This is a genomic window from Chitinophagaceae bacterium (assembly GCA_007695095.1).
Lineage (GTDB): Bacteria > Bacteroidota > Bacteroidia > Chitinophagales > REEL01 > REEL01.
Genome location: REEL01000118.1, coordinates 37,652 through 62,235 on the forward strand (window position 1 = coordinate 37,652; position 24,584 = coordinate 62,235).

At 35.8% G+C, this 24,584-nt stretch carries 18 protein-coding genes and 1 pseudogene; 10 read left to right on the top strand and 9 right to left on the bottom strand.

The features are described from left to right. Positions 1 to 52: 52 nt before the first annotated feature. From EA412_08485 to EA412_08495, 3 genes and pseudogenes are all read right to left on the bottom strand, one after another. On the bottom strand, positions 53 to 445 hold the full coding sequence (locus EA412_08485) for a DUF1428 domain-containing protein (GenBank protein ID TVR78464.1): 393 nt from the start codon (positions 443 to 445) through the stop codon (positions 53 to 55). A gap of 62 nt (positions 446 to 507) precedes the next feature. Then, positions 508 to 681 (bottom strand): annotated as a pseudogene (locus tag EA412_08490) (DUF4172 domain-containing protein). Between the two features lie 298 nt (positions 682 to 979). After that, a complete protein-coding gene (locus tag EA412_08495) occupies positions 980 to 1,462 on the bottom strand; it encodes a hypothetical protein (protein ID TVR78465.1) in 483 nt (160 codons plus the stop codon). Between the two features lie 464 nt (positions 1,463 to 1,926). On the opposite strand from EA412_08495, the gene EA412_08500 reads away from it, so the two are divergent. Then, positions 1,927 to 2,112: a hypothetical protein gene (locus tag EA412_08500; protein TVR78466.1), complete on the top strand. Its 186-nt coding sequence runs from the start codon at positions 1,927 to 1,929 to the stop codon at positions 2,110 to 2,112. Positions 2,113 to 2,195: 83 nt separating this feature from the next. Here the strand turns inward: EA412_08500 and uvrA are convergent, their stop codons facing one another. The 5 genes from uvrA to EA412_08525 all read right to left on the bottom strand — a co-directional run bounded on the left by uvrA (position 2,196) and on the right by EA412_08525 (position 12,725). Next, a complete protein-coding gene (gene uvrA, locus EA412_08505) occupies positions 2,196 to 4,985 on the bottom strand; it encodes an excinuclease ABC subunit A (GenBank protein TVR78467.1) in 2,790 nt (929 codons plus the stop codon). A 156-nt stretch (positions 4,986 to 5,141) separates the two neighbouring features. Beyond that, positions 5,142 to 7,031 (bottom strand): amidophosphoribosyltransferase, encoded by a 1,890-nt coding sequence (locus tag EA412_08510; GenBank protein ID TVR78468.1) that lies wholly within the window; start codon positions 7,029 to 7,031, stop codon positions 5,142 to 5,144. Between the two features lie 28 nt (positions 7,032 to 7,059). Further along, positions 7,060 to 8,094: a phenylalanine--tRNA ligase subunit alpha gene (locus EA412_08515; GenBank protein TVR78469.1), complete on the bottom strand. Its 1,035-nt coding sequence runs from the start codon at positions 8,092 to 8,094 to the stop codon at positions 7,060 to 7,062. Between the two features lie 12 nt (positions 8,095 to 8,106). Further along, complete coding sequence (gene guaB, locus EA412_08520; GenBank protein ID TVR78470.1) at positions 8,107 to 9,570, bottom strand: IMP dehydrogenase; 1,464 nt, start codon at positions 9,568 to 9,570, stop codon at positions 8,107 to 8,109. A gap of 167 nt (positions 9,571 to 9,737) precedes the next feature. Beyond that, the gene (locus EA412_08525) at positions 9,738 to 12,725 is read right to left on the bottom strand and encodes a M1 family peptidase (protein TVR78471.1); all 2,988 of its coding nucleotides are present in this window, start codon (positions 12,723 to 12,725) and stop codon (positions 9,738 to 9,740) included. Between the two features lie 224 nt (positions 12,726 to 12,949). On the opposite strand from EA412_08525, the gene EA412_08530 reads away from it, so the two are divergent. The 7 genes from EA412_08530 to EA412_08560 all read left to right on the top strand — a co-directional run bounded on the left by EA412_08530 (position 12,950) and on the right by EA412_08560 (position 21,216). Next, positions 12,950 to 14,380 (top strand): tetratricopeptide repeat protein, encoded by a 1,431-nt coding sequence (locus EA412_08530; GenBank protein ID TVR78472.1) that lies wholly within the window; start codon positions 12,950 to 12,952, stop codon positions 14,378 to 14,380. 4 nt (positions 14,381 to 14,384) lie between these two features. Further along, the gene (locus tag EA412_08535; protein TVR78473.1) at positions 14,385 to 15,188 is read left to right on the top strand and encodes a phosphosulfolactate synthase; all 804 of its coding nucleotides are present in this window, start codon (positions 14,385 to 14,387) and stop codon (positions 15,186 to 15,188) included. 141 nt (positions 15,189 to 15,329) lie between these two features. Then, positions 15,330 to 17,117 carry a DUF349 domain-containing protein gene (locus EA412_08540; GenBank protein TVR78474.1) on the top strand — a complete coding sequence of 596 codons (1,788 nt, stop codon included), beginning with the start codon at positions 15,330 to 15,332 and terminating at the stop codon, positions 17,115 to 17,117. 46 nt (positions 17,118 to 17,163) lie between these two features. Then, the gene (locus tag EA412_08545; protein TVR78475.1) at positions 17,164 to 17,472 is read left to right on the top strand and encodes a hypothetical protein; all 309 of its coding nucleotides are present in this window, start codon (positions 17,164 to 17,166) and stop codon (positions 17,470 to 17,472) included. A gap of 15 nt (positions 17,473 to 17,487) precedes the next feature. Then, positions 17,488 to 19,326 carry a DNA mismatch repair endonuclease MutL gene (gene mutL / locus EA412_08550; GenBank protein TVR78476.1) on the top strand — a complete coding sequence of 613 codons (1,839 nt, stop codon included), beginning with the start codon at positions 17,488 to 17,490 and terminating at the stop codon, positions 19,324 to 19,326. 91 nt (positions 19,327 to 19,417) lie between these two features. Further along, complete coding sequence (locus EA412_08555) at positions 19,418 to 20,248, top strand: rhomboid family intramembrane serine protease (GenBank protein ID TVR78477.1); 831 nt, start codon at positions 19,418 to 19,420, stop codon at positions 20,246 to 20,248. Beyond that, the gene (locus EA412_08560) at positions 20,248 to 21,216 is read left to right on the top strand and encodes a rhomboid family intramembrane serine protease (GenBank protein ID TVR78478.1); all 969 of its coding nucleotides are present in this window, start codon (positions 20,248 to 20,250) and stop codon (positions 21,214 to 21,216) included. The genes EA412_08555 and EA412_08560 overlap by 1 nt, the downstream gene beginning before the upstream one ends. Here the strand turns inward: EA412_08560 and hisE are convergent. Continuing rightward, positions 21,213 to 21,818, bottom strand: a complete 606-nt coding sequence (hisE, locus tag EA412_08565) for a phosphoribosyl-ATP diphosphatase (protein ID TVR78479.1) — start codon at positions 21,816 to 21,818, stop codon at positions 21,213 to 21,215. The two genes, EA412_08560 and hisE, sit on opposite strands and share 4 nt — an antisense overlap. Before the next feature lie 156 nt (positions 21,819 to 21,974). Between hisE and EA412_08570 the strand changes: the two genes are divergently transcribed. Next, positions 21,975 to 22,790, top strand: coding sequence for a PhzF family phenazine biosynthesis protein (locus EA412_08570; protein ID TVR78480.1), 816 nt, complete (start codon positions 21,975 to 21,977; stop codon positions 22,788 to 22,790). A gap of 265 nt (positions 22,791 to 23,055) precedes the next feature. After that, positions 23,056 to 24,525 carry a hypothetical protein gene (locus tag EA412_08575; GenBank protein TVR78481.1) on the top strand — a complete coding sequence of 490 codons (1,470 nt, stop codon included), beginning with the start codon at positions 23,056 to 23,058 and terminating at the stop codon, positions 24,523 to 24,525. Positions 24,526 to 24,584 lie beyond the last annotated feature (59 nt).

The following is a 24,584-nucleotide window of genomic DNA, read 5'->3' on the forward strand; positions in this document are numbered from 1 at the left end:
TGAAAGTAAAAATTACTCTCGTTCAGTTTTGAGAACCGTTATAATTTATAGTCTATCCGGATTCAGTTGTATTCGACTGAACAAGCGCTTGGAATCCTCCATAAACCATTCTTTCGGCATCAAAAATTAATCTTTTGGGATGGGTTAAGGGGGTGATTAATTCTGCCATTCTTGAATCAGTGGAAACTTGCTTATTTGCGGAATCACGAATCTCTTTAGAAGGGAAAACAACCCAACCAAAAATAATTACTTCATCTTCTTTCAAATCTACCACATCAATGAAAGAACGAGTACCTTCCAATTTCAAATCTTCTCCGACATACTCAAAATATGCAAGTGCTCCATATTCTTTCCAAATTTCAGCTACTTTTTCTGCCACACTCTTGTATTCATTCAGGTGAATTCGTGGAATTGGAAATACAAATCCGTCTATGTAATTTGCCATATCATTAATTATTTTATTCAATTCTTTATTAGTTTTCAGCTGTTGGCTGCCGGCGTTAATTCATCAAGAGTTAAAGTATCGAGTAGAGCTACATTTCTCAGGTCGAATCCTAATGATTCCATCTTTCCAAAAAGTCTTCCCTGTAGATTTCTCGCCTCGCTTAATAAATTAATTATTTCATCACTTTCCCATGTGAAATTAGGCCAGTTGTCATTTTGGTGAATAAATGTTTTCATTTGTTGCGTTATTTGCATCAAACATTACAAATATTCGCCGCATTAAATAGTAATCGATGCAAATTAAGCAACGTTTAGGCAGATTATTCGTTTCAAATTCTTTTCTTTGCTTGCAGACAACTCATTTATAATAACCTATTCCTACGAGTTATGCTTTACAATCCGGTATAATTTCTTGCTATGGAATAACTATAATCTTCAGGATTGTCAACAAGCTTACCAATTACCCAAGACCGTAGTTAAAAAAACTACGGACAGCTACTATCTTTTGAAATTATACTATGAATAGCGGGGTGTTTTATTGATTATTTAATAGTTCTACTTGTTGTTGTAGCTTTTCCAATTTTAGTTCTAATTCTATTTGTTGTGATTGGTATTGATTTATTTCGGATGTGTTTTTAACACATGAATATATGGAAATTATTAAAAGTACAATTATTGAAACTGTCTTAACCCTATCATAGACCCATGCTATACCTTCGTTCTCTCCCTTTGTTAGATACTTTTCATCAAAGTATGCAATTCGGCCAGTTGATAAGATATAGAAATGGGAATCCTTATCTTTTTCATTGCATCCTATTTCCTTTATGTCAGTTAAGTATTCTAAGTTTTGCCAAACACGTTCATTTGAATGTGGTCTTAATTCTTGAAAGAGTTCATTTGTATGTATGTAAGTATCTTTTGGTAATTGCGGATTACTTGGTAAAGAATCTAATTTATCACTCAGCAGCTTTAAAATATTATGTCTTATGATGTACTTTTTATTAATAAGAAATTTCATCCGGTTGGTTTTTCAATTTTTGACAATTATTTCACACCCCCCCACAAATAACTATCTACAGTCGACAACTTTCTATGGCAAAGGTTAATTTTTATTTTCAAAAATATTAAACAATTTTGTATTGTTTAATCAAATTAGGGAAATATACGGCGTCTGCAATTATCATTATTTGGTGGTTTTTGATAGAAATTGTACCCTATTTGTACCGTTTATTGATAATCTGTAGAGACGCGATTTATCGCGTCTAAATAATCAAAACAAGACAAAACAAATAATTTTCAGGAGTGAATAATTTTTTTGGAGTCTTATTTCTTTTAACCGGTATTTTTGCTATTGTCGGTGGATTATACACCTGGGGGGAGGGTTCTATCTTTTCTCAGACTGATTTGCTAAAAGTTTTGATACCCCGGGCTGATATTGTAATTACAGGACCAATATAACTAATTAGTGGTATTGTGAAAAAAATGTATTGGGAAAAAATTTTCGGATTGATTACAAGCGGAATGTATCTTTTAGGTTCTGTCCTCGTTTTTATTATTATTCTTTGGAATAAGGATTTTTCGGTTTTGTTAATTGTTACTTCCGTTACCGGTTTCTTGATTGGATTGGGGTATATTTTTGTTTTTTTGAAAAATAGAGACACAAAATAAAGACATAAAATAAATACATAAAATAGATACATAAAATAAAGACGCAAATCATTGCGTCTCTACAGGGTTACATTAAAATATCCCTAAAACTTTTCCTGTAGAAATTTTCCGGTATAGGATTCTTTGATTTTTAGGAGGCCTTCCGGTGGACCCTGATACAATAATCTTCCTCCTTTGTCGCCTCCTTCAGGGCCTAAGTCAATTATCCAATCAGCCGTTTTTATCACATCCATATTGTGTTCTACAACGATTACGGTATGCCCGTTGTCAATCAGCGCATCAAAGGCTTTTAACAGTTTTTTTACATCGTGAAAATGTAAACCGGTCGTTGGTTCGTCAAAAATGAACATAACATGCCCACCCGGATTGCCTTTTCCTAAAAACGAAGCTAGTTTCACCCGCTGCGCTTCACCACCACTCAAAGTACTGGAAGACTGACCTAATTTTACATAGCCCAAACCGACATCCTGAAGCGGCAAAATGCTTTCATAAATGGAAGGCTTTTTTTCAAAAAAGAGAAGCGCTTCATCAACCGTCATTTCCAGCACATCAAAAATGTTTTTGTCTTCATATTTAACCTCGAGAACTTCTTCTTTAAAACGTTTTCCGCCACACACTTCGCAAGGCAAATGAATGTCAGCTAAAAACTGCATTTCTATAGTTACTTCTCCTTCTCCGTTACAGGCATCACATCTACCCCCCTGAACATTGAATGAAAAATGCTTGGGTTTGTAGTTTCTAATGGCGGCAAGCTTCTGTTTGGCATACAAATCACGTATGTGATCAAAGGCTTTCAGGTATGTAACCGGATTTGAGCGAGACGATTTTCCCAGAGGTTTTTGGTCTATCAGCTCAACTTGTTTGATTTGATTTACATCGCCACTGATTTCATCAAAAGTACCCGGTTTGTCAATGCCATATCCACCCAGTTTATAAAATATCCAGGGATAAAGAATTTTCTTCACTAATGTGGTTTTCCCCGATCCGCTTACACCGGTAACTACGGTTAGAGTATTTAAAGGAAATTCGGCATCTATTTCTTTCAGATTGAATTGTGCAGCACCCTTTATAGAAATTTTTCCAATGGATTTTCTCCTGTTTGCCGGGATTTCTATTTTTTGTTCCCCACGGAAATATTCGGCTGTCAGGCTTTTCCCTTTATCCATTAATTCCGGAAAAGTACCGGAAAAGACTACCTTACCACCATGCTGGGCAGCCAGTGGCCCCATATCAATTACGTAATCGGCATGCCGTATAATTTCTTCTTCATGCTCAACGACTACTACCGTATTGCCCAGTTGTTTTAATTCATTCAGCACCCCTATAAGCTGAAAAGTGTCTTTCGGATGTAGTCCAATACTGGGCTCGTCTAAAATATAAAGTGAGTTTGTAAGATTACTGCCAAGCGCTCTTGTCAACTGTATGCGCTGAATTTCTCCTCCCGAAAGAGAGCCTGCCATTCGGTTTAAGTTCAGGTAGCCGAGACCAAGCTTAACCATAAAGCTCAGCCTGTTTTTTACTTCCAGCAAAATCCGATTCCCGATTTCCTGACTACGCGAATCTAATTGGATATTTTGAAAAAAATCATGCAAGATGTCCAAAGGCATTAATAAAACATCTATGATAGACTTTTTATCGATTTTTACATAAGAAGCATCTTTTCTCAGTCTGGTTCCTAAACAGTCAGGACATGCTTTTCTGCCACGATAGCGGGATAACATTACCCGATTTTGAATCTTATATGCGCTGTTTTCCAGGTCTTTAAAAAAAGCAGTTAATCCGGTAAAATAATCATTTCCTTCCCAAAGGACTTGCTTTTCTTCGTCTGTAAGATGTTTGTATGACCGGTGAACCGGAAAGTCAAAATGAATTGCATTTCTTACTAAAAGATTATTGTAATACTGCATTTTTTCACCTCTCCAGGGAGCGATTGCACCTTCATATACTGACATGTTTTTGTCCGGAAAAATTAAATTTTCATCAATGCCGACTGTTGTCCCAAAGCCTTCACAAGTTTTGCAAGCTCCGTAAGGACTGTTAAAATTAAAAAAGTGAGGGTTTGGTTCTTCAAAAATGATTCCGTCAGCTTCAAAGCGATTTGAAAAATAATTTTTCTCTTCCTCTGTATCTATGATCCACATTTCGCCATTTCCTTCAAAAAAGGCATTTTCCACAGAGTCTTTTACCCGGTTAATATTATCTGTATCTTCTTTAGACCAGCTAAGTCGGTCAACTATCAGAAAGGCGTCTTTAAGTTGTTTGTTTTTCTTCGAAAACGCATACCAGTCTTCGATTTTTATGACCTCATTATTTATGAGAATCCTGTTAAATCCCTTTTCTTTGAGGAGTTGAAGCGTTTTTTCTATTTCCGGCTTTTTTCCACCCGGTGGATTGAACTGAATAGCAATATAAAAACGCTTGCCTTCTTCAAAACTTTCAACCAAACTCATTACACTTTTCACATCATCTTTGAGGACTTCCTTTCCGCTTACCGGGGAATAAGTTTTGCCGATTCTGGCATAAAGTAAACGCAAATAATCATATAATTCTGTGAGTGTACCTACTGTAGAGCGGGAGTTTCTGCTACCCTGTCTTTGTTCAATGGAAATGGCAGGGCAAAGGCCTTTTATGAAATCCACATCCGGTTTGTTCATGCGGTTTAAAAACTGCCGGGCGTATGATGAAAGGCTTTCTACATATCTTCTTTGGCCTTCTGCAAATAAGGTATCCATTAAAAGGGAGGATTTGCCTGAGCCGGATACACCGGTTATTACAACCAGTTGACCTTTGGGTATAAAAACTTCAATATTTTGAAGATTATGAACTCTGGCACCTTTTATATGAATAGTATTGGCAGACGGATGGTTTTTCATTCAATGTTTTTCGAAACGAAATGCAAAAATAATCTTTTAATAATGAACAACTGAATTTTCCTGTATAGGAATTCATTTTTATATCTTCTAAACACTTTAAAAGTGAAAAGTTTTGAATTTCTTAAAAAACCTTTTTTTGTAAATCCGTTTTTCAGTTTAATATGCTCTTTCGTCTATTCCTTCCATAAAGTTTATATAAGCACGGTTAGCAACTTTGTTTCCACCACTGGTGGGATAGTTGCCGGTAAAGTACCAATCTCCCTTGTGTCCCGGACAAGCTTCGTGTAAATGCTCTATTGTTTGATAGATGATTTTTATTTCCGCTTTAATTTCAGGGGTTCTGACCATTTCTGCAATTTTTGCATTTATCTCATCAACGGTAAAAGGTTTGTATAATGCTTTTACATGATTTTCTACATAAGTATTCTTTATGTTTGCATCTCTTTTGCATGCTTTTAGAATATCATCGAGGATGCTCTCTTTATTGCTTTCTTTTAATAGCTCTAATGCTGCCCGAAAGGCAATGAAATCATTCATTTTACTCATATCTATTCCGTAGCAATCCGGATATCTGATTTGTGGAGCAGAGGAAACAATTATTATTTCTTTAGGGTTAAGCCGGTCTAAGTTTTTAATAATACTTTTTTGCAGAGTTGTCCCCCTAACTATGCTGTCGTCGATGACTACCAGCTTATCTACATTTTCGTTTACAATTCCATAGGTGACATCATAAACATGGCTGACCAGTTCATCTCTACCGCTATCCTGAGAAATAAAAGTCCTCAACTTGGCATCCTTGATGATTAGCTTTTCCACTCTTGGTCGCTGATTCAGTATGTAAATCAATTCCTCTTTAGTGGCGGCTGATTTTACTTTATCATATTTCCTTTTGTTGAGCTCTGTTTCCACTCCTTTGAGCATTCCATAAAAAGCAGTTTCGGCTGTATTGGGAACAAAACTGAAAATCGTATTGTCAAAGTCATAATCAACAGCTTTCAGAATCTGATCGGTGAGCAGCTCGCCCAGCATTTTCCGTTCTTTATAGATTTCTTTATCCGAGCCCCGGGAGAAATAAATTCGCTCAAAACTACAGGGTTTCTTTTCAGTAGGTTCACAGGCTTTAACAAGACTCGTCCTTCCGTCTTTTTTAACAATTAAAACGTGAGCCGGTGGAATTTCTTCAATCTTTGAATGATGTACTTTAAAAGCAGTTTGAATTGCCGGTCTTTCTGAGGCCGCTACCACTACTTCATCGTCTTCATAAAAGTATCCCGGTCTTATACCCGCCGGATCTCTCACAACAAAAGCATCTCCATGGCCAATCAGTCCGGCCATTAAATATCCGCCGTCAAAATCTGATAAAGAACGTTTAATAATGTTTTCAACACTCAAATGCGTTGAAATCAGTTCAGTGATTTTTTTATTGGAATAGTTTTCTGTTTTAAATTTATCAAAAAGCCTTTGATTTTCAACATCCAGAAAGTGTCCGATTTTTTCCAATACAGTAACGGTATCAGATTGTTCTTTAGGGTGCTGACCAATTTCAACCAATTGCCCAAAGAGTTCGTCTACATTTGTCATGTTGAAATTTCCGGCTAAAACAAGATTTCTGGTCATCCAGTTGTTTTGGCGTAAAAAGGGATGGCAGTTTTCGATTTGATTTTTTCCATGAGTGCCATATCGCAAGTGACCTAAAAGCACTTCTCCGGTGAAACTCTGTTGTTTTAACCACTTTACATCCTTGAGTTTTTCAGGGTTTTTCTCTTCTACTTCCTGAAATTTATTGAAAATATATTCAAAGATATCCAGTATGGGCTGATTATTTACGGATCTCTTTCTGCTTATATAACGACTGCCGGGAGGCATATCCAGCTTAATGGTAGCAAGACCTGCGCCATCCTGCCCTCTGTTATGCTGCTTTTCCATGAGTAAATACAGCTTGTTTAGTCCGTATAATGCTGTCCCGTATTTATCCAGGTAAAAATCTAAATTTTTTTTTAATCGGATAAAAGCAATTCCGCATTCATGTTTAATCTGGTCACTCATTCTGTGTGTTCTCTTTTTTATTAGTTTTTTACTGCCAACTGAACTGTTTTAAAAAACGGATGTCATGGTCGGTGAAAAGGCGAATGTCATTTATCTTATATTTCAACATGGCGATACGTTCAACGCCCATTCCAAAGGCATAGCCAGAGTAAACTTCCGGGTCAATATCACAGTTTTTCAAAACATTGGGGTCAACCATGCCGCATCCTAAAATTTCTACCCAACCGGTGTGTTTACAAATATTACATCCCTTTCCATTGCAAATAAAGCAACTGACATCCATTTCGGCTGATGGCTCAGTAAAGGGGAAATAGGAAGGGCGAAGACGAATTTTACTGTCTTCTCCAAACATTTCTTTAGCAAAATATAAAAGGCATTGTTTTAAATCAGCCATAGATATATTTTTATCAATAACCAAGCCTTCAATCTGATGAAAGAAGCAATGTGAACGGGCAGAAATAGTTTCATTACGGTAAACTCTGCCGGGAGAAATGGTTCTGATTGGAGGTTGATTGTTTTCCATAACCCGAACCTGAACACTGGAAGTATGCGTTCTGAGTACCCAATCCGGATTTTTATTTAGAAAAAAAGTGTCCTGCATGTCTCTGGCAGGATGATCTTCCGCAAAATTTAATGCGGAGAAATTGTGATAATCATCTTCAATTTCAGGACCTTTGGAAATATCAAATCCTATTTTTGAAAAGATATCGGTAATCCTGTTCCAAACCAATCTAACCGGGTGTCTGCTGCCGGCAGGAACCGGGTCTCCGGGGAGACTAAAGTCTATATCTGCGAACGGATTATTTGAAGCCGAAGATGAAAAAGTAGTATTTTTAATAACTTCTTCGGCAGTAATTTTTATGGCATTGAGAAGCTGACCATATTCTTTTTTTCTTTCGTTGGAAATGTCTTTAATTTTCGGAAAGTAGTTTTTGAGTATGTTTTTAGATCCCAAAAACCGAATACGGAAGCGCTCAAGTTCTTCTTTATTGGTGGGTTTAGATTGTTTTACTTCTTCCAACAACTTTTCTGCTTCTTGAAATATTTGATTATCAGTACTCATAATGTATTGAATTTAACGGCTGTAATTAGGAGCTTCTTTAGTAATTGCAACGCTATGTGGATGACTTTCACTAATGCCGGCACCTGTCATTTTAACAAATTTAGCTTTTTTGAGGCTTTCTATATTTGCAGCTCCGCAATATCCCATTCCGGCTTTCAGACCTCCGATAAACTGATTCATTACTTCTTCCAGCGAGCCTTTGAATGGCGTTCTGCCGACGATGCCTTCCGGGACCAGTTTCTTTAAGTCGTCTTCCACATCTTGAAAATATCTGTCTTTAGAGCCTGCTGACATAGCTTCCAGCGAGCCCATTCCTCTGTATGATTTAAATTTCCGACCTTCAAAAATGATAGTTTCACCCGGAGATTCTTCAGTTCCGGCAAAAAGAGAACCTGCCATTACGCAATCGGCACCTGCAGCTATGGCTTTTACAAAATCTCCTGTATAACGAATCCCTCCGTCAGCAATAATTTTTACCGGATAATCTTTAACGGCCTGAGAGGCGTTGTAAACGGCTGTTATTTGTGGAACACCAACTCCGGTAACGATTCTTGTGGTGCATATAGAGCCCGGACCAATTCCAACTTTTATGCCGTCAGCTCCTGCTTTTGCAACTGCTAAAGCACCTTCCGCGGTACCAATATTTCCTGCTACCAATGGCAAATCAGGGAATAGTCGTTTGATTTCTGAAATACATTCTAAAACGCCTTTGCTATGTCCATGTGCAGTGTCAATCGTAATAACATCCACCCCAACATTTATCAAAGCCTGAACTCTTTCTTTTACATCATGAGTGACTCCGACAGCAGCGCCAACTCTAAGTCTTCCAAACTCGTCTTTACAAGAATTGGGGTGACTGTAAAGTTTTAAAATATCTTTATAAGTAATTAAGCCGATTAGAATGCCATCTTTATCGATTACAGGCAACTTCTCTATCCGGTGTTTTTGAAGAATCTTTTCTGCTTGTTGCAGGTTGGTTCCCTCCGGGGCTGTAATTAGATTTTTTGTCATGAGCTTTGATACAGGCATCTTAACATCCAGTTCAAAACGCAAATCCCGGTTGGTTAAAATTCCGGTAAGCCGGTTTTTATCATCCACTATGGGAATACCCCCGATTTTATTTTCCCTCATAATTCTCAATGCTTCCTGAATGGTAGCATCCTGACGAAGAGTAATGGGGTCTTTTATTAAACCGCTTTCAGAACGTTTTACTTTTCTGACTTGCTCAGCCTGCTTATCAATACTCATATTTTTATGAAGGAAGCCGAGGCCACCCTGACGGGCAATGGCAATAGCCAGCTTATGCTCAGTAACTGTATCCATGGCAGCGGAAACTATGGGTATATTGAGTTTTATTTGCGGGGTAATATATGAACTCACATCTACCTGTCGCGGTAAAACTTCTGAGTATGCGGGAACCAATAATATATCATCAAATGTGATAGCTTCTTGAACGAATTTTTCAATTGGCAACATAATCTAACTTTTTGCAAAGTTACGGAAAATACCAGCAGGAATTAAGTACCGAAGAAAAATTTCAATAGTGCGAAAATTACTTATAGAAGCTAATTCCTACTAAAAAATTACTTTTTAGCTTTCATTTTGAATTGCACTCTATGTGATTTTAGGCATAATTTAGCTTTTTAAAGGCTGTCTAAGCGGTCAAATGGGTTTATGCGGTGAAGTTGAAATACAAAAGTTATTCTCTTTGGTAAATTGTCTCTTCCTTGCACAGTGTGATTGTCTTTGATGTTATCCGATTCAAAGAGCGGTATGTTTATCTCCAGCAAATCTCTGGCTACGCTAATCGTTACTCCGGTGCTGAACATAGTTTTGATTTCAACTTCTGATTGGCCCGCAACAGGATTAAAAACAGAAGATGGATAAATTCCAAAATCAAAGTAAGGCCTGACAGGAATTAAAAAGGGCAATTCGGCATCTACATTAAAAGCCATCAGCCATTCTGAAGAGCGGCCAACAGATGTTACCGTGCGAAAACCACCCTCGGTATCTGTATGAACCTGATTTCTTAAAAATCCGGAACTTTCACTTCTGCCTAAATAGTATTTCTCAAAGGTATAATCTGCCTGTACATGACGATTACCGGTTCCTAAGCTCATCTTTAGCCTGTTGTCGGGTAAAAAATCATCTTTATTATCCCATAATTTTCCGGCAAAGAAGCGGATGTTTAAACCTTTTTTGTTGGGTAAGTATGTTAATTGAAATCGCTTTTCCAATCCGGCTTTATAAAATCCGTTGCCTTGTTCAAGATAGAGGTTTCCTGAAAATGGATAAAGCACTCTTTTGTTTTTCCACGAATAACTCAAGCGGTTTACATAGTAGTTTGAGACTACTTTATTTTGACTTGCGTCCTGGGTAAAGAATGCTCCTACATAGTAGGGTAAGTGAATATTGAAGTGTTCAAAAGTGAGTTTACTACTAAAAGGGCTTCTGGGGTGAGGTGGTTTGAAATGAATTTCAGTAAAAGGCTTAAACTGAGTATAAGGTAAATCGTAGTAGTGAAATCTTTTTCCTGAGACGCCGAAACGTAAGTTTTGTATGACACAATCCCGGCAAACATGCAAATTGTATCGCATAAAGCCTGTTCCGGAAAAGTCATTTGATCCAAAAGCATAAAATGGAGAAAGAGCAAATTCAAATTTTTTGGCGGGTATCACTCTGTTGTAAAAAGTAATTCCTGCCATAATCCCGTCATATTTATTCCAGGCAAAAGCCGGAGTGAAATAAAGGTGATTTTTTTGTGGATTTTCAAGGCTCATTAAAAACTGTAACCTAAGGGGACGACTTTTTTTAAAGAGTTTGTTTTGATTATAGGTATTTCGCACCCGATTATAAAAAGGAGCTCTCCATTCAGGATCCAGGCTTATGCTGCTTGTCCAATCAGAAGAAAGCTTTACTATAGTATCCTTTTCAAAGGGAGGTATCCAAAGTGTTTTTTCATCTTTTTCTTTATTCTGTAATTTTAATTCCAAAGGTGTGGCAAGATCCCCTCTGTTTGTAAGGTAAACATGTGCTGTATCCGTTTTGCTGTTTTTTACCCGCCGAATATTATATTTCATTCTTCCGGTTGTCCCAATTAGGTCATCAAAAAACCAACTTAAATTTTGAGTGGTTTCTCTTTCAAAAGAGTTTCTTACATCTTCCGGCCAAGGATGCCTAAATGCCCATTCAGCATAAAATCCCTGCATGACTTTGTCAAACTCTTCTTTACCCAGATAATGAGCTAAAAAATCTATAACCAAAGGCCCTTTTCCATAAATCATGGCAGCATAATTTATAAAAGTATAATCCTCTGACGGCAGGTTTAAAGCCTGATCTTTGTTTTGTCTGCATTGGTACAGGTAAAATAACTGGTTTTGATAATGTAAAGGTAAATCTTGTAAATCAAAAAGACGGCCCAAGAAACTTTCTTTGATGCCGTCACCAAATATTCCGGGCTGCGTATAATTTTCTTCAAAATATCTTTTCTCATAATAAGAGGTAAATGATTCGTCCAGCCAGGGGTATGCGCGCTCATTAAATCCAAAAATGCCATAAAACCAATTGTGTATTGCTTCGTGAACTAAAACAGTTTCCAATGCTCTGGGTGTGCGGGATTCACCAATTATGGTTATTGCCGGGTACTCCATGCCGGCTCCGGCACTTAATGCACCTTCCACAGCAGTAAAATGATTGTAAGGGTAAGGGCCAACCCATTCTGACATATTTTGTAATACAGTCTCCATGTAGTCCGGAACTTTTAGCCACAAGTCTGCTTCAAAATTTGTGAACATAGCATACACTTCTACCTTTTCCTCTCTGTTTGGAACTTCAATTTCTTCAAATAATACATGAAATCGCTTATCAGCGAACCAGGCAAAATCATGCGCATTATCAAGGGTGTACAAAAGAGTTTTTGTTTGACTTGTACTTTCCGGAAAATCTGTATCAGACTCAAAAGCTGTAATGCTGCGGGTTAGGCTGTCTATTTCTTTTAACCATTTTTTCTCAGATTCATTTTGCAAATCACCCGAAGCACCAACCACATAGTTTTCCGGCAAGGTAATTTCAACATTAAAACTTCCAAAAGAACTGTAAAATTCGCCTTGGTTTAAGTAAGGCATTGGATGCCAGCCTCTTTCATCATAAACTGCCGGCTTTGGATACCATTGAGTAATTTGATAACTATTACCGGATCTGCCTAAGCGAGAAAAACTTTTAGGTATTTTAACCCGAAACGGACTGCTTACTGTAATATGTTGTCCCTTTTCCAAAGGGGCAGCAAGGTAAATTTTTGCTATGTCAGGGTGTATACTGTCAAGCTCCCATTTTGCTTTTACAGAGTTTACTTTAAAATCAAGGCTGTCTATATAACCCAGCTCATCTGTTGAGGCAAATAAAAAATCAGTTTGTCCATTTTCTACCTGCTGTTTGGCAAAGGCAGTATTTTTTGAGCTGTAAGCATTTGGCCATAGGTGAATGTAAATATAATCGAGGCTTTCTTCAAAATTATGATAATAATCAAATTGAATTTGGGCATGCAAAAAATGATTTTTATCATCCAGATTTACCCGGATTTGATAGTCTACTTTTTGTTGATTTTCAGCATTAATTGAAAACGCGAATATCATAAGGGAAAATAAATACGTTAATCGGTAATGCATGTTAAATTTTTTTAGTTAAAAAAGGCTATGTATATTTGCAAAAATTTAAATAGAAAGAGCAGGGTTTTAAAAAATTGCTAAGTTTTAGATTTCAGTTCGGAAAGTTCGAAAAAATATCTTGATTTGCAGTAAAGCTTATTTGATTTTTAGCTTAAAACTTTTTACCTTGTCTAAAATCCTGTTAAGAACGTATGTTTGAAAAAAATTTTGACGACTATATAAATCCGGAGTTCTTTGAATTGGTAGAGCGTTTTGAAAAAATGCTCGACAATAGAGACGTAGGGTTCTTTGAAGAAAGTGCCCTCGAACAAATTGTTGAGTATTACGAAGAAATGGGCGACCATAAAAAAGTTTTGGATGCAATAGGATTTGCTACTGAGCAGTATCCTTTTTCTTCTTTTTTCCTCATTAAAAAAGCGCAGATTTTTTTCGATGAGCGTAATAATGACGAAGCACTGGAAGTATTGGAAAAAGCAGAAATATTCTCACCCTCAGACATTTCGATATATTTATTAAGAGCAGACATCTTTCTTTGGAACGGTATGCACGAAAATGCTCTTGAAGAAGTTCAAAAAGCTTTCAGTCATGCAGATGAAGAAGAATACCCCGATTTGTATCTGGAAAAAGCAGATGTATTTGAAGACTGGGAAAAATATTCAGAGGTATTTATCAATTTAGAAAAAACACTCGAAATAGATCCCGAAAATTACGAAGCATTGGAAAGAATGTGGTTTTGTGTTGAAATTTTAGAAAACTATGAAGAGAGTATAGATTTTCACACTAAACTGATAGACAGAAAGCCTTATTCTTATCAAGCCTGGTACAATCTGGCAAATGCATATTCAGGATTGGGTTTCTTCGAAAAAGCAATTGAATACTTTGAGTTTGCTATTGCAATCAATGAAAAGCATCATTATGCTTTCCGTGACTGTGCTGAAGTTTTGTTTAAGCTTAAAGATTATAAAAAAGCTGCCGAATATTTTCAGGAGGCTGCAATTTTGAATCAAACGAACAGAGAGCTTTCACAAAAAGAAATTTACTTTAAGCTGGGCTTGTGTAATAAAAAATTAAACGACCTGAACAGGGCGAGATATTACTTCAGAAAAGCTACAAAGCTTGATCCTTATATGCATGAAGCCTTTTTTCAAATCGGTAAAACTTATGCAAAAGAGGGGAAATATGATAATGCCATTCACTCATTTGAAAGAGCAGTAAAAGTAAACGATCAAAATACTAAATACCTGAAAGCACTGGCAAAAGCACTATCCAAGTGTTCTGACTTTACAGCATCTGCCAAACATTACGGACAGGCACTATCGGTAAATCCGAATGATGTTTCAACCTGGAAGTCTTATGTGCTTTCTACTTATAAAACAGATGAGCTTTCTCTGGCAGTGTCACGTATTGATGAAGCGATTAAACATTTCCCGGATGAAAGTGCACTTTTATTCATAAAAGCAGCTTTTTTATATGAAAACGGTCGCAGAAATTCAGCGATTGACTGTTTTGAAATTGCCTGCTCTAAAGATTATAACGCTTATTTTAAAGCATTTCAAATTTACCCTTCTATGTTTGATGATAGCGAAATTATCCGCTTGATGGACATCTATAAAACAAATTAAAAAAATGGGAGAAATACTTCTTAAAAACATACCGGAAAGGACTGCAAAGCCCCGTTCTAACGGTTGGACAATGGTCATGGACAAAGGCTTAAGTATTCCTGAGATTGAAAACTTTTTATCAATAGCCGAACCCTATACCGATATAGTAAAATTTGGATTTGGAACGGCCTATGTTACTCAAAATCTTAGTGAAAAAATAGCAGTTTACAAATCCTGTGGGATACCTGTTTATTTTGGAGGAACCTTGTTTGAAGCTTTTATTGCAAGAGGTCAGTTCAAAGACTATATCGAGGTAGTGAAAAAATATAAACTGGAATATGTAGAGGTTTCTGACGGCTCACTGGAAATAAGCCACGATAAAAAGTGTGAGTATATAAAGGAGTTGTCTAACTATTGCACCGTTTTGTCAGAAGTGGGCAGCAAAGACGCAGAAAAAATTATCCCGCCTTACATTTGGCTTCAATTAATGGAAGCTGAACTGGAAGCCGGAGCTGAAAAGGTGATTGCCGAAGCACGTGAAGCCGGAACAGTAGGTATTTACAGGGGTACCGGAGAGGTGCGTTCAGGTCTGGTACAAGAAATTTTAAGCAAAATAAAGAGTGAAAAGATATTATGGGAAGCTCCGCAAAAGGACCAGCAAGTTTGGTTTATTAAACTTTTGGGCAGCAATGTAAATCTGGGAAATATAGCGCCAAATGATGTACTTCCGTTGGAAACATTACGACTTGGCTTAAGAGGGGATACCTTTGAGCATTTTTTGGGTGATGAAAAGCCGGATAAACCATATAGTTTTGATAAGCTTAGATAGCTTATTTTTCACATAATTAAACTTTTTAATTCAAGTTGCGTATGAAAATTCGGTAACTTGAATTTTATTTTTTGTAAAAACACTCAATAGTATAATACATTCTATTATTTTTGTTTATAATTTAAATTAAAGATCTGGGGTATGAATAAAGCAGAGATTCTGGAGAGATTACAGGAAATTGATAAACTTGATTACAATGCTGAGTTAAGAGATGAAATTCGCAGCTTGTCGGATGTCTTCAGAGAGTATATGGAACAGGAGTTTCACGAAGCCAAGCTGAGTAAGCTCGAAGGTGATGATAAAAATCAAAAGACACCGGAAGAGATTCAAAAATCCATAGAACTCAATAAAGAGTTTAAAGCACTGGCAGAAAAATTCAAAGAGAAAGATAAGGTTTGGAAAGAGAAAAAGGATGAAATAATCAATGAAATACTTGAGAAAAAGAAGGAGTTGTTAAAACGCCTTGAATTCATAAATCAAACCGATAAAGCCATTTCTATAAAGGATAAGTACGATTTGTTCAATAGTATCCGTGAGGAATGGAATAAATTAGGCAGCCTGAAAAAAGAAGCCTACAGAGATCTTAAAAATCAGTTTAATGCGGAAGTGCAAAAGTTTTATCATGAAATAGAAATTGATAAGGAATTCCGCGATATGCACTTTAAGAAAAATAAAGAGCAGCGGGAAGAAATAATTGAAAAAGTCAGGCAGTTAGACAGCGAAGCAGAAATATGGAAAACAGATGCTTTCCTAAAAATGTATCGTAAGGAGTGGGAAGACAGCGGAATGGTCAGAAAGGAAGATTTTGAAAATTTGAAAAATGAATTTTGGGAATCTTACAGAAAAATTGCAGACAAAATTGAAGACTTTTTCCGAAAAAAGGATGAAGAACAGGAAGTTATTGTCAAGCAAAAGGAATTGCTGATTGAAAGAATCCGGGAGTTAAATAAAATTAAAAGCACACTCATAAAAGAGTGGAATGAACAAAGCGATAAAGTTTCTGAAGTAATTAAAGAGTGGCGCAAAACAGGATTTGTTTCCCGAAAGAAGAATAAAGAAATCTGGGATACTTTTAACAATGAATTAGATGTGTTTTTTAACGGGAAAAGAACTTTTTTCAATGAATTGCGCGAGAAGAGGAAAGAGATAAAAGATCGGAAAGTAGCTATAATTGATAGAATTGCAGAATTGGCAAAAGAACCCGGAGACTGGAATCAATCTACCGATGAGGTTAAGAAATTACAGCAAGACTGGAAGCAGTCCGGAAGATTACGCTCCAATGAAGAAGATAAGCTTTGGGCAAAATTAAGAGAAGTTTCAGATAGCTTTTTTGAAAAAAAGAAGCAGCATTTTGAAAGCATGCAGGAAGTTAAATCTGAAATTAAAGAAGAAAAGAGACAGCTGTTAACTGAATTTGAAAAAGTTGAAATGCCGGATGATAAAGAGGAGGCATTAGATTTGCTCAGTCAGTGGCAGGATAAATGGTTAAAGGCCGGTAGTGCAAATTTCATTTCCGAAAAAAAGTTGAGTCAACAATTTAATGATATCGTCAGAAAGCATCAGTCAAAACTTGATATTCATGATGATGAAAAGGATATGTTCAGCTTCCGCCAAAAGTTAAAGCGTTTTCTGAAATCTGAAAATGGAAAAGATTTAATTGAGCGGGAAAAGCGCTTTGTAAAAAATAAGCTTAGGGAAGCAGAAGATGAGTTGGTTAAGCTTGAAGACTCGATGGCTCTCTTTACCTTTAGTGGAAAAAACAATAGCTCCCCATTGCTGGTTGAAGCAGAAAAAAAGCTGGAAAACGCAAAAAAGAGAAGAGACTTGTTCAAGGAAAAATCTATTGTTTTGAAAACAACCAAAATCGTTGAAGAAGAGGAAAGTGTAAAGGAATCGGAAGAAAACGAGGAAAAAGATAAGGAAAGTTAAAAAAGTGCGTTTGAAGTATATTGAGATTTAAAATACCTGAAGCAAGATGTTTAAGATAAGATCAGTATTTTTCAAAATACCTGAACATAATCGGTTTAATTACGACCCGCGTTACTACGACCCGGAAAAGGAAGATTTGGAAAAAAGAGTCCGATTAGCAAAACTTAACCGTCCCGAAGAAGAGCAGGAAGCTACAACTGAAGAAGAGCTTTTAAAAATCAGAATAGCTCAAAATTTTAAAAAGGCCAGAACAAACAGCCGACCTTCCATTAGCCGATCATTAAATCAATCCAGACTTCGTTTTTTTATAATCCTGGGTATTCTATTGTATCTTTGTTATTGGATACTTACCTAATGCAAGAACAACTTCATGTCTGATATAGTTAAATTATTACCGGATGCTATTGCTAATCAGATAGCTGCCGGAGAAGTGATACAAAGACCTGCATCTGTAGTTAAAGAGTTAATGGAAAACGCCATTGATGCAGGCTGTAGCGAGATAAAACTAAATATAAGAGATGCCGGAAAAACCTTAATTCAGTTAATTGATGATGGAAGCGGTATGTCTCATACTGACGCAAGACTTGCACTTAGTCGCCATGCAACATCAAAAATCAGAAAGGCAGAAGACCTTTTTTCTATACGCACTATGGGATTCAGAGGGGAGGCTTTGGCTTCTATAGTTGCTATTTCAAAAGTAGAAATTAAAACCAGATTGCAAGATGAGGAGTTGGGAACTCTTCTAAGAGTTGAAGGCTCTGAAATTTCAGCTCATGAATCTTGTCAATGCAAACACGGGACTACTTTTAGTGTAAAAAATTTATTTTATAATATCCCTGCCCGCAGAAATTTTTTAAAATCAGATCCGGTAGAAACCAGACATATAATTGATGAGTTTCAGCGGATTGCTTTGGCTTATCCCAATATACAGTTTCAAATGACACATAATGAAAAAGATGTTTTTTCATTACCAAAGGGCAATCTAAAACAACGAATTGTTAATATTTTCGGAAAAAATTACCGGGAAAAGATTTTTCCTGTTCAGGAGGATACCGAAATTTTAAAAATAAACGGTTACATCGGCAAACCGGACTTTGTTAAAAAAACAAGGGGGGAGCAGTTTATTTTTGTAAATAACAGATTTATCAAAAGCGGCTATATCAACCATGCTATACAAACGGCTTATGATAAACTCATTCCGGAGGGGAGTTTTTCCTTTTTTTGTTTGTTTTTGGAGTTAGATCCTTCAAAAATTGATGTGAATGTACATCCCACAAAACAAGAAATTAAGTTTGAAGATGAAAGAGTTATTTATCAGATTATAAACGCATCCATAAGAAAATCCCTGACCCAGTTTGGAGCTATGCCAAGCCTTGATTTTGATGTGGACAGCCGCTTTCGTCACTTGCCGGGATTTCAGAATCAAAGCCCGAAATCAAGTGATGCCGGATCACAACAAAATATATCTGCTTTTCCTAAAAAAACTCCTCAGGAAAAGGAAAATATCAGGAATTGGGCAACTGCCTACCGGGACTTAAACACGGATACGGAAAATGAAGCTTCAAAGATTATATCCAGCAGTTTATCTTTTGAAACCCGGAATGAGCAGACAGGTCATGAGAGCCGACCCGTTGAATCTATAGAGATGCCTAAGACTTTTCAGCTCCATAAAAAGTATGTTATATCCTCTATTTCCTCAGGATTGATAATTATTAATCAGGAATATGCGCACCAAAGGATTTTATTTGAAAAATATATAGAGCGTTTTGATTTGAATCAAACTAGCTCACAAAGATTAGTTTTTCCGGAAAATATTGAACTGAGTGCCGGGGATTATTCTTTGATAGAAGATTTGTTGGAAGATTTAAATACACTGGGCTTTGATATTGAAAAGTTTGGCAAAAACACCTTAATTTTACATGGAGTGCCATCTGAAATCAGAAGCACAGAAGGAAGTAACCTGATACATGAATTGCTGGAATTGTATAAAATCAGTGCTTCAGGCAAGAAACAGGAAAAATATATTTTACTGGCAAGGTGTTTATCAAAGCAACTTGGAATAAAAGCCGGCAGAAAACTCAAAGAGGAAGAAATGCAAAAATTAATAGACGAGCTTTTTGCCTGTAAGGAACCCGGGATTTCTCCGGAAAGAAAGAAGACTTACATATGTTTAGATAGTGATGAATTAGAAAACCGATTTAATCATTGATTTGACAGCAGACATTTGGACGAAAACATAAGTTAGGTTCCTGTGTTTTTGACTAAATTCGCTTCAATCAATTTATAAATACAATTTTATGATGAACAGAATAGGCCCGGGTGGTTTCAGCATATTGCCTCCTGTAGTTAAAAATTTATTAATAATCAATGGTTTGCTTTTTTTAGGAACCTTTGTATTTGAAAGTAATTTTGGAATAAGTTTAATCAGAATTTTGGGCTTACACTTTTTTGAGTCTGAATTTTTTCAACCATTCCAGCTCGTGACGCATATGTTTATGCATGGCGGGATGCTTCATATTTTTTCTAATATGTTTGCGCTCTGGATGTTTGGCAGTACACTGGAAAATGTCTGGGGGCCAAAGCGATTTTTGTTTTTTTACTTTTTTACCGGACTCGGTGCAGCAGCACTTCACATGGGAGTAACGGCTTATTCTCTTTACAGTTTGCAGAATGCGGTGGAGATGTATATACAGGATCCTTCTTTTTTAGCTTTCAGGGAGCTTGTTCAAAGCCATTCAACGGGCATGATGAGAGGTTCGGTTAATCAGTTTTTAGCAAACTGGAGTATGCAACCGGATAATACGGCTTATATACAACGGTCTGTTTCTTTAGCTCAGGAACTTTATAGTGCAAATGTTAATATCCCTACAGTTGGGGCTTCCGGCGCTGTTTTCGGAATATTATTAGGATTTGGTATGCTTTTTCCGAACACTCGGCTCTTTCTTTTGTTCCCTCCTATACCAATAAAGGCAAAATATTTCGTTATATTTTATGGACTATTTGAACTTTATGCCGGCTTTAGTTCGTTTTCAGGAGGGAGTAATATAGCTCACTTCGCACATTTAGGTGGCATGCTTTTTGGGTTTATATTAATTAAATATTGGAATAAAAGTAGTAGAAATTTCTTTTGATGACAGGAAACAACTCCATATTAGATGATTTAAAATGGCAATTCAGTAATGGAAGTATGCTCATAAAATTGATATTAATCAATTTGGGTGTATTCTTAACTGTCCATACTGTGCGTGTTTTTCTTCATCTTTTTGTAGCTGACGGGAGTCTTGTTGATCAAACCTTTAATAATTTATTGCAGTGGTTTACTTTACCGGCTTCTTTATTAGATTTGGTTAAACGTCCGTGGACTTTGGTCACTCACATGTTTTTGCATGTAGGCTTTTTTCATATCCTTTTTAATATGCTTTGGCTCTATTGGTTCGGAAGAATTTTCAGGGAATTTTTAAGTGAAAGAAAATTATTGCCGGTTTACCTCTTTGGTGGATTTGCAGGTGCTTTTCTAATGATTTTGTCGTATAATTTATTTCCCGGTCTAAGCTCCAATGTTGCCAATGTTATGGCTCTGGGTGCTTCAGCAGGTGTTTTGGCAGTGGTAGTTTCTACAGCAACTATGGCGCCTAATTATACTATATACATGTTGTTTTTAGGGCCTGTTAGGATAAAATATATTGCAATTTTCGTGGTGATACTTGATTTTATAAGTATTCCGGGTGGAAATACCGGCGGACATATTGCGCATCTCGGCGGAGCAATTTTCGGCTTCTTTTATATACGAAATTTAAACCGTGGGTACGACATTACCAATGGCTTTGACATAGCCGTTAATGTTGTAAAGTCTTTGTTTAAAGTGAGAAAAAAAGGTCCTAAAGTTGCCTACAAAAATAAAAATGTACGTTACGAAACGCAAAACGTAAACCGTAGTCAAAAAGGGACCAAGCAAAATCAATCAAACGCTTCTCAGGCAGATATTGATAAGCAAGGTAGAATTGATCAAATTTTGGATAAAATCTCTCTTTCCGGCTATGACAGCCTATCAAAAGAAGAAAAAGAATTTTTATTTAGAGTGTCCAACGAAGAGGATTAGCTTTTTGCTTCTATTTTTCTTTTGAGGTCTTCAAAAATATCTTCGAGGGTTTCCTTTTTTTCAGCTACTAGGGCCAAAAAATAATATAAAACATCGGCTGCCTCTGCACGAAAGGCCGGTGAATTATTTTCTTTCGCCTCAATGACTAATTCAAAAGCTTCTTCCCCAAATTTTTGAGCTAATTTATTAAGACCCCGTTGCATGGTGCCGCTTGGTGACTTAGATACTTCATTTTTTGAAATGATAAAGTGTTGCATTGCTGTATCTATAAAATGCTTTTTAGTTTGAGTCTTTTGTAATTTGTAATCATTAAATAGCTTAACTACCGACTCATCTGTTTTAATGCTTGCTACAAAAACTTGCTTGTCTTTGGCAGGCACAAAAGATTTCAGTTTAAACTTTCCGGATAAAATAGGAGGGGTAGTAATTTTGCTATTTTTTAAAAAATAAAGCTTATTCTTTTTTATGCACTTTTGAAAAGCATCATTGTCTAAATGTTCATAGCCAATTACTTTTCCGGAGGAATAATCTTGTATTATAACAGGCCATAAACCCTGAATGGTATTCGGTATTTTATTTTTATCCATAGAAGGAATTTTCATCGAAAGTAATATATTAATAATTGCAAATACAGGTTTTTTAAAAAAAATAATAGTCAAGTTCTTCAAAATAACTAATCAAAAACATAGAAAATTAAGTTATTTGTGTTATAATGATAAGAGTTAAAAGATTCTATCTCTTTAGTTTTTTTAAATTTAATGGAAATGAAGTTGCATTACACTATGATTTCTGTTTTTACGAAGCAAAGTGCCGGACTTAAAGGTAATATTTCTGCTGTCATAAAGTGTGAAAAAAATCAGCTTTCAAAAGATGAAATGCAGGGAATTGCTAATGATTTAAACCAGCCGGCAACTACTTTTTTGGTAAAAACAGATAGAGAAGATACTTTTAGGGTTTTATGGTTTGCTCCTGACGGGGAAATTGGTTTATGCGGGCATGGGTCAGTAGCTGCGGCCGCTTTTTTGTTTGAAGAAAATAATACCATTGCTAACTACTATCTTAAAAAAGACGAACAAACTATTGTTTTGCATGATTTTGAGGGAAATAGTTGCGGCATGGAAATTGATAAAATCAAAATTGATAAAGAAATACCGGTGCCGGATGTCGTTCAGAAAGCATTGGGGGTAGAAGTGTTAAAATACCATAAAACGTCGAATAAAGACATGGTGTTAGTAAAGGATGAAGAAAGTTTGCGAAAAATGAAAGTGAATTTTGATTTACTGAGAACATCTTCTGTTTTTGGCTATACCGTTACTGCACAATCTACTAAAGCTGATTTTGTAAGCCGAACAATAGTTCCTCATGTGCAACAGTTAGAGGATCATGCAACCGGCTCTTCACATGCAATTCTTTTCCCGTACTGGAGTGAAAAATTAAAAAAACAAGAATTAGAAGCTATTCAATTGAGTCCAAGAGGTGGTTACCTGAAAGGGCATATAAAAAATTCTAAATCTATTTTGATAAAAGGTGATTTTAAAATCATTGCTCAGGGAGAATATTTTTTAAGCAACTGATAAACAATACTATACTATTTGTTGTTTATAGCTTTGCATAATTTTTTAAGATTATTTAAAAGATCAATCTGAATAAAGAGAAACAAAGCCTGATTGTTTGATTACTTATCTGTCACACCTCATACACATTTGTAAATAAAATAAATAGTAAAATTACTTTTTGAGTAAATTGGAGGTTTTTAGTGTATAAAATTGTCACTTAAAAAAATGGGGTCAAAAAATTATTTCTATAATTTAGATAAGCTCAAAAATAAATGTAATAAAGATGGATATACGGCAAGATGTAGTGTTTAAAATTCTTCAGTCAATGACTGAAAAGGAGGAGAAGTTTTTTGTAAAATCTGCCAGAAAAAACACATTCTACTTTAATCTGTATACCCTTGTCAAAAAGAAGAATATTTTTGACCAAAAAAGACTTATTAAGGAATTGGAAAAAGCGGGATGTAAACAGCCTTTACATAAGTTAAAATCTTACCTGAAAACAGAAATTATTCAATCATTAATAGATTATAATAATGATAATGTAGAAATAAATGTATTAAAGCAGTTATCAGAGATAAAAGTATTAATCTTAAAGGGGCTTTATGATGAAGCGACTAATACACTCCAAACAGTGAAGGCTTTTGTAATAGAAAAGGGACTTTTTCACATTATGCCGGCTATTTATGAGATGGATTATAAATTAGGGTCGCTTAAAATGGACATTGATCCAAAGGTTTTTGTTGACTACAAACAATGTTTTGAAGATAATCTGGTAAACTATCGCTTGGATTATATCTATTATTATATAAAAGACATCAATTTTAGGATTACAACATTGAAGGAAAATAAGAAAGTGCGGGGTGAAGTAGAAAGTCTTTTACAAGATCCGGTAATGACTGAAACAAACAGCACTGAAAGTAATTTGATAAAAATTAAGCGCCATAATATCTTATCTCTGTATTTTCTGATGATAGCTGATATAGATAAAAGCCTGAAAAGTGCTTATGAAGCGATTGGCCTCTTAAATGAGTTTCCGACTGCTGAATTTTATTCAGATATGAAGACTCTTTTGTTAAGGAACATTATAGTTTCCTTAAATAATTTTAAAAGAAAAGATTTACTTGAACAGGAAGGGGAAAAGATAATAGAAGAGTTAGCGGAATTGTCGGAGACTAACTTCGATGCGCTTGCCGCTTTAATGCAAGTAAAGAATTTACAAATGATGTCTAGTAACGATTTTAGTGAGCTGGATTCAAATACAGAATTGTTTTTGAAGAAACAAAGATTGTTAGGCACGGATTTCAGAACAATGCTATTGATGAACTTTGCATTATTATTTATGAAAAAAGGAGATTTTGAAACTGCTTTGGATTGGTTAGAGAAAGTTTTTAGATTTTGTAAAAAACATGAACAACCTTATAAATTGCTTGGTGCCAGAGTAATCAGTTACTGGGTTCATTTCAGATTAGGTAATTACAGAATTTTAGAGAGCTTACAATTGTCAATTAAAAGACAAATGGCCGGTTACGAGATGACCTCTGAACCTTATAATTATATGGTAAAATATACCAGACAGTATATACAAGCGTATGATACTTCAGAACAAATTGAAGTTTTGGAAAAATGGAAGAAAAGTTTTAATGAATTGCCTTTTACGGATAAGATGCATTTTAATGTAATTAGCTTTAGCTTTTCTGACTATTTGGAAGAAATGATTGAAAATCATACAGCTGCAAAAGTTAAAACTTTATAGTTTTCGAATTTTAATCTTGTATTTTTTAAAAGGGAATTCTAACTCCTTTTACCCAAAAA

Bases quoted from the DNA above. Each gene is read 5' to 3' on its own strand.
- hisE (TVR78479.1), bottom strand. From the start codon at position 21,818: ATGAAAATTCCTTCTATGGATAAAAATAAAATACCGAATACCATTCAG.
- EA412_08560 (TVR78478.1), top strand. From the start codon at position 20,248: ATGACAGGAAACAACTCCATATTAGATGATTTAAAATGGCAATTCAGT.
- EA412_08495 (TVR78465.1), bottom strand. From the start codon at position 1,462: ATGAAATTTCTTATTAATAAAAAGTACATCATAAGACATAATATTTTA.
- EA412_08510 (TVR78468.1), bottom strand. From the start codon at position 7,031: ATGAGTGACCAGATTAAACATGAATGCGGAATTGCTTTTATCCGATTA.
- EA412_08530 (TVR78472.1), top strand. From the start codon at position 12,950: ATGTTTGAAAAAAATTTTGACGACTATATAAATCCGGAGTTCTTTGAA.
- EA412_08515 (TVR78469.1), bottom strand. From the start codon at position 8,094: ATGAGTACTGATAATCAAATATTTCAAGAAGCAGAAAAGTTGTTGGAA.
- EA412_08545 (TVR78475.1), top strand. From the start codon at position 17,164: ATGTTTAAGATAAGATCAGTATTTTTCAAAATACCTGAACATAATCGG.
- EA412_08540 (TVR78474.1), top strand. From the start codon at position 15,330: ATGAATAAAGCAGAGATTCTGGAGAGATTACAGGAAATTGATAAACTT.
- EA412_08575 (TVR78481.1), top strand. From the start codon at position 23,056: ATGGATATACGGCAAGATGTAGTGTTTAAAATTCTTCAGTCAATGACT.
- mutL (TVR78476.1), top strand. From the start codon at position 17,488: ATGTCTGATATAGTTAAATTATTACCGGATGCTATTGCTAATCAGATA.
- guaB (TVR78470.1), bottom strand. From the start codon at position 9,570: ATGTTGCCAATTGAAAAATTCGTTCAAGAAGCTATCACATTTGATGAT.
- uvrA (TVR78467.1), bottom strand. From the start codon at position 4,985: ATGAAAAACCATCCGTCTGCCAATACTATTCATATAAAAGGTGCCAGA.
- EA412_08570 (TVR78480.1), top strand. From the start codon at position 21,975: ATGGAAATGAAGTTGCATTACACTATGATTTCTGTTTTTACGAAGCAA.
- EA412_08535 (TVR78473.1), top strand. From the start codon at position 14,385: ATGGGAGAAATACTTCTTAAAAACATACCGGAAAGGACTGCAAAGCCC.
- EA412_08555 (TVR78477.1), top strand. From the start codon at position 19,418: ATGAACAGAATAGGCCCGGGTGGTTTCAGCATATTGCCTCCTGTAGTT.
- EA412_08500 (TVR78466.1), top strand. From the start codon at position 1,927: ATGTATTGGGAAAAAATTTTCGGATTGATTACAAGCGGAATGTATCTT.
- EA412_08485 (TVR78464.1), bottom strand. From the start codon at position 445: ATGGCAAATTACATAGACGGATTTGTATTTCCAATTCCACGAATTCAC.
- EA412_08525 (TVR78471.1), bottom strand. From the start codon at position 12,725: ATGATATTCGCGTTTTCAATTAATGCTGAAAATCAACAAAAAGTAGAC.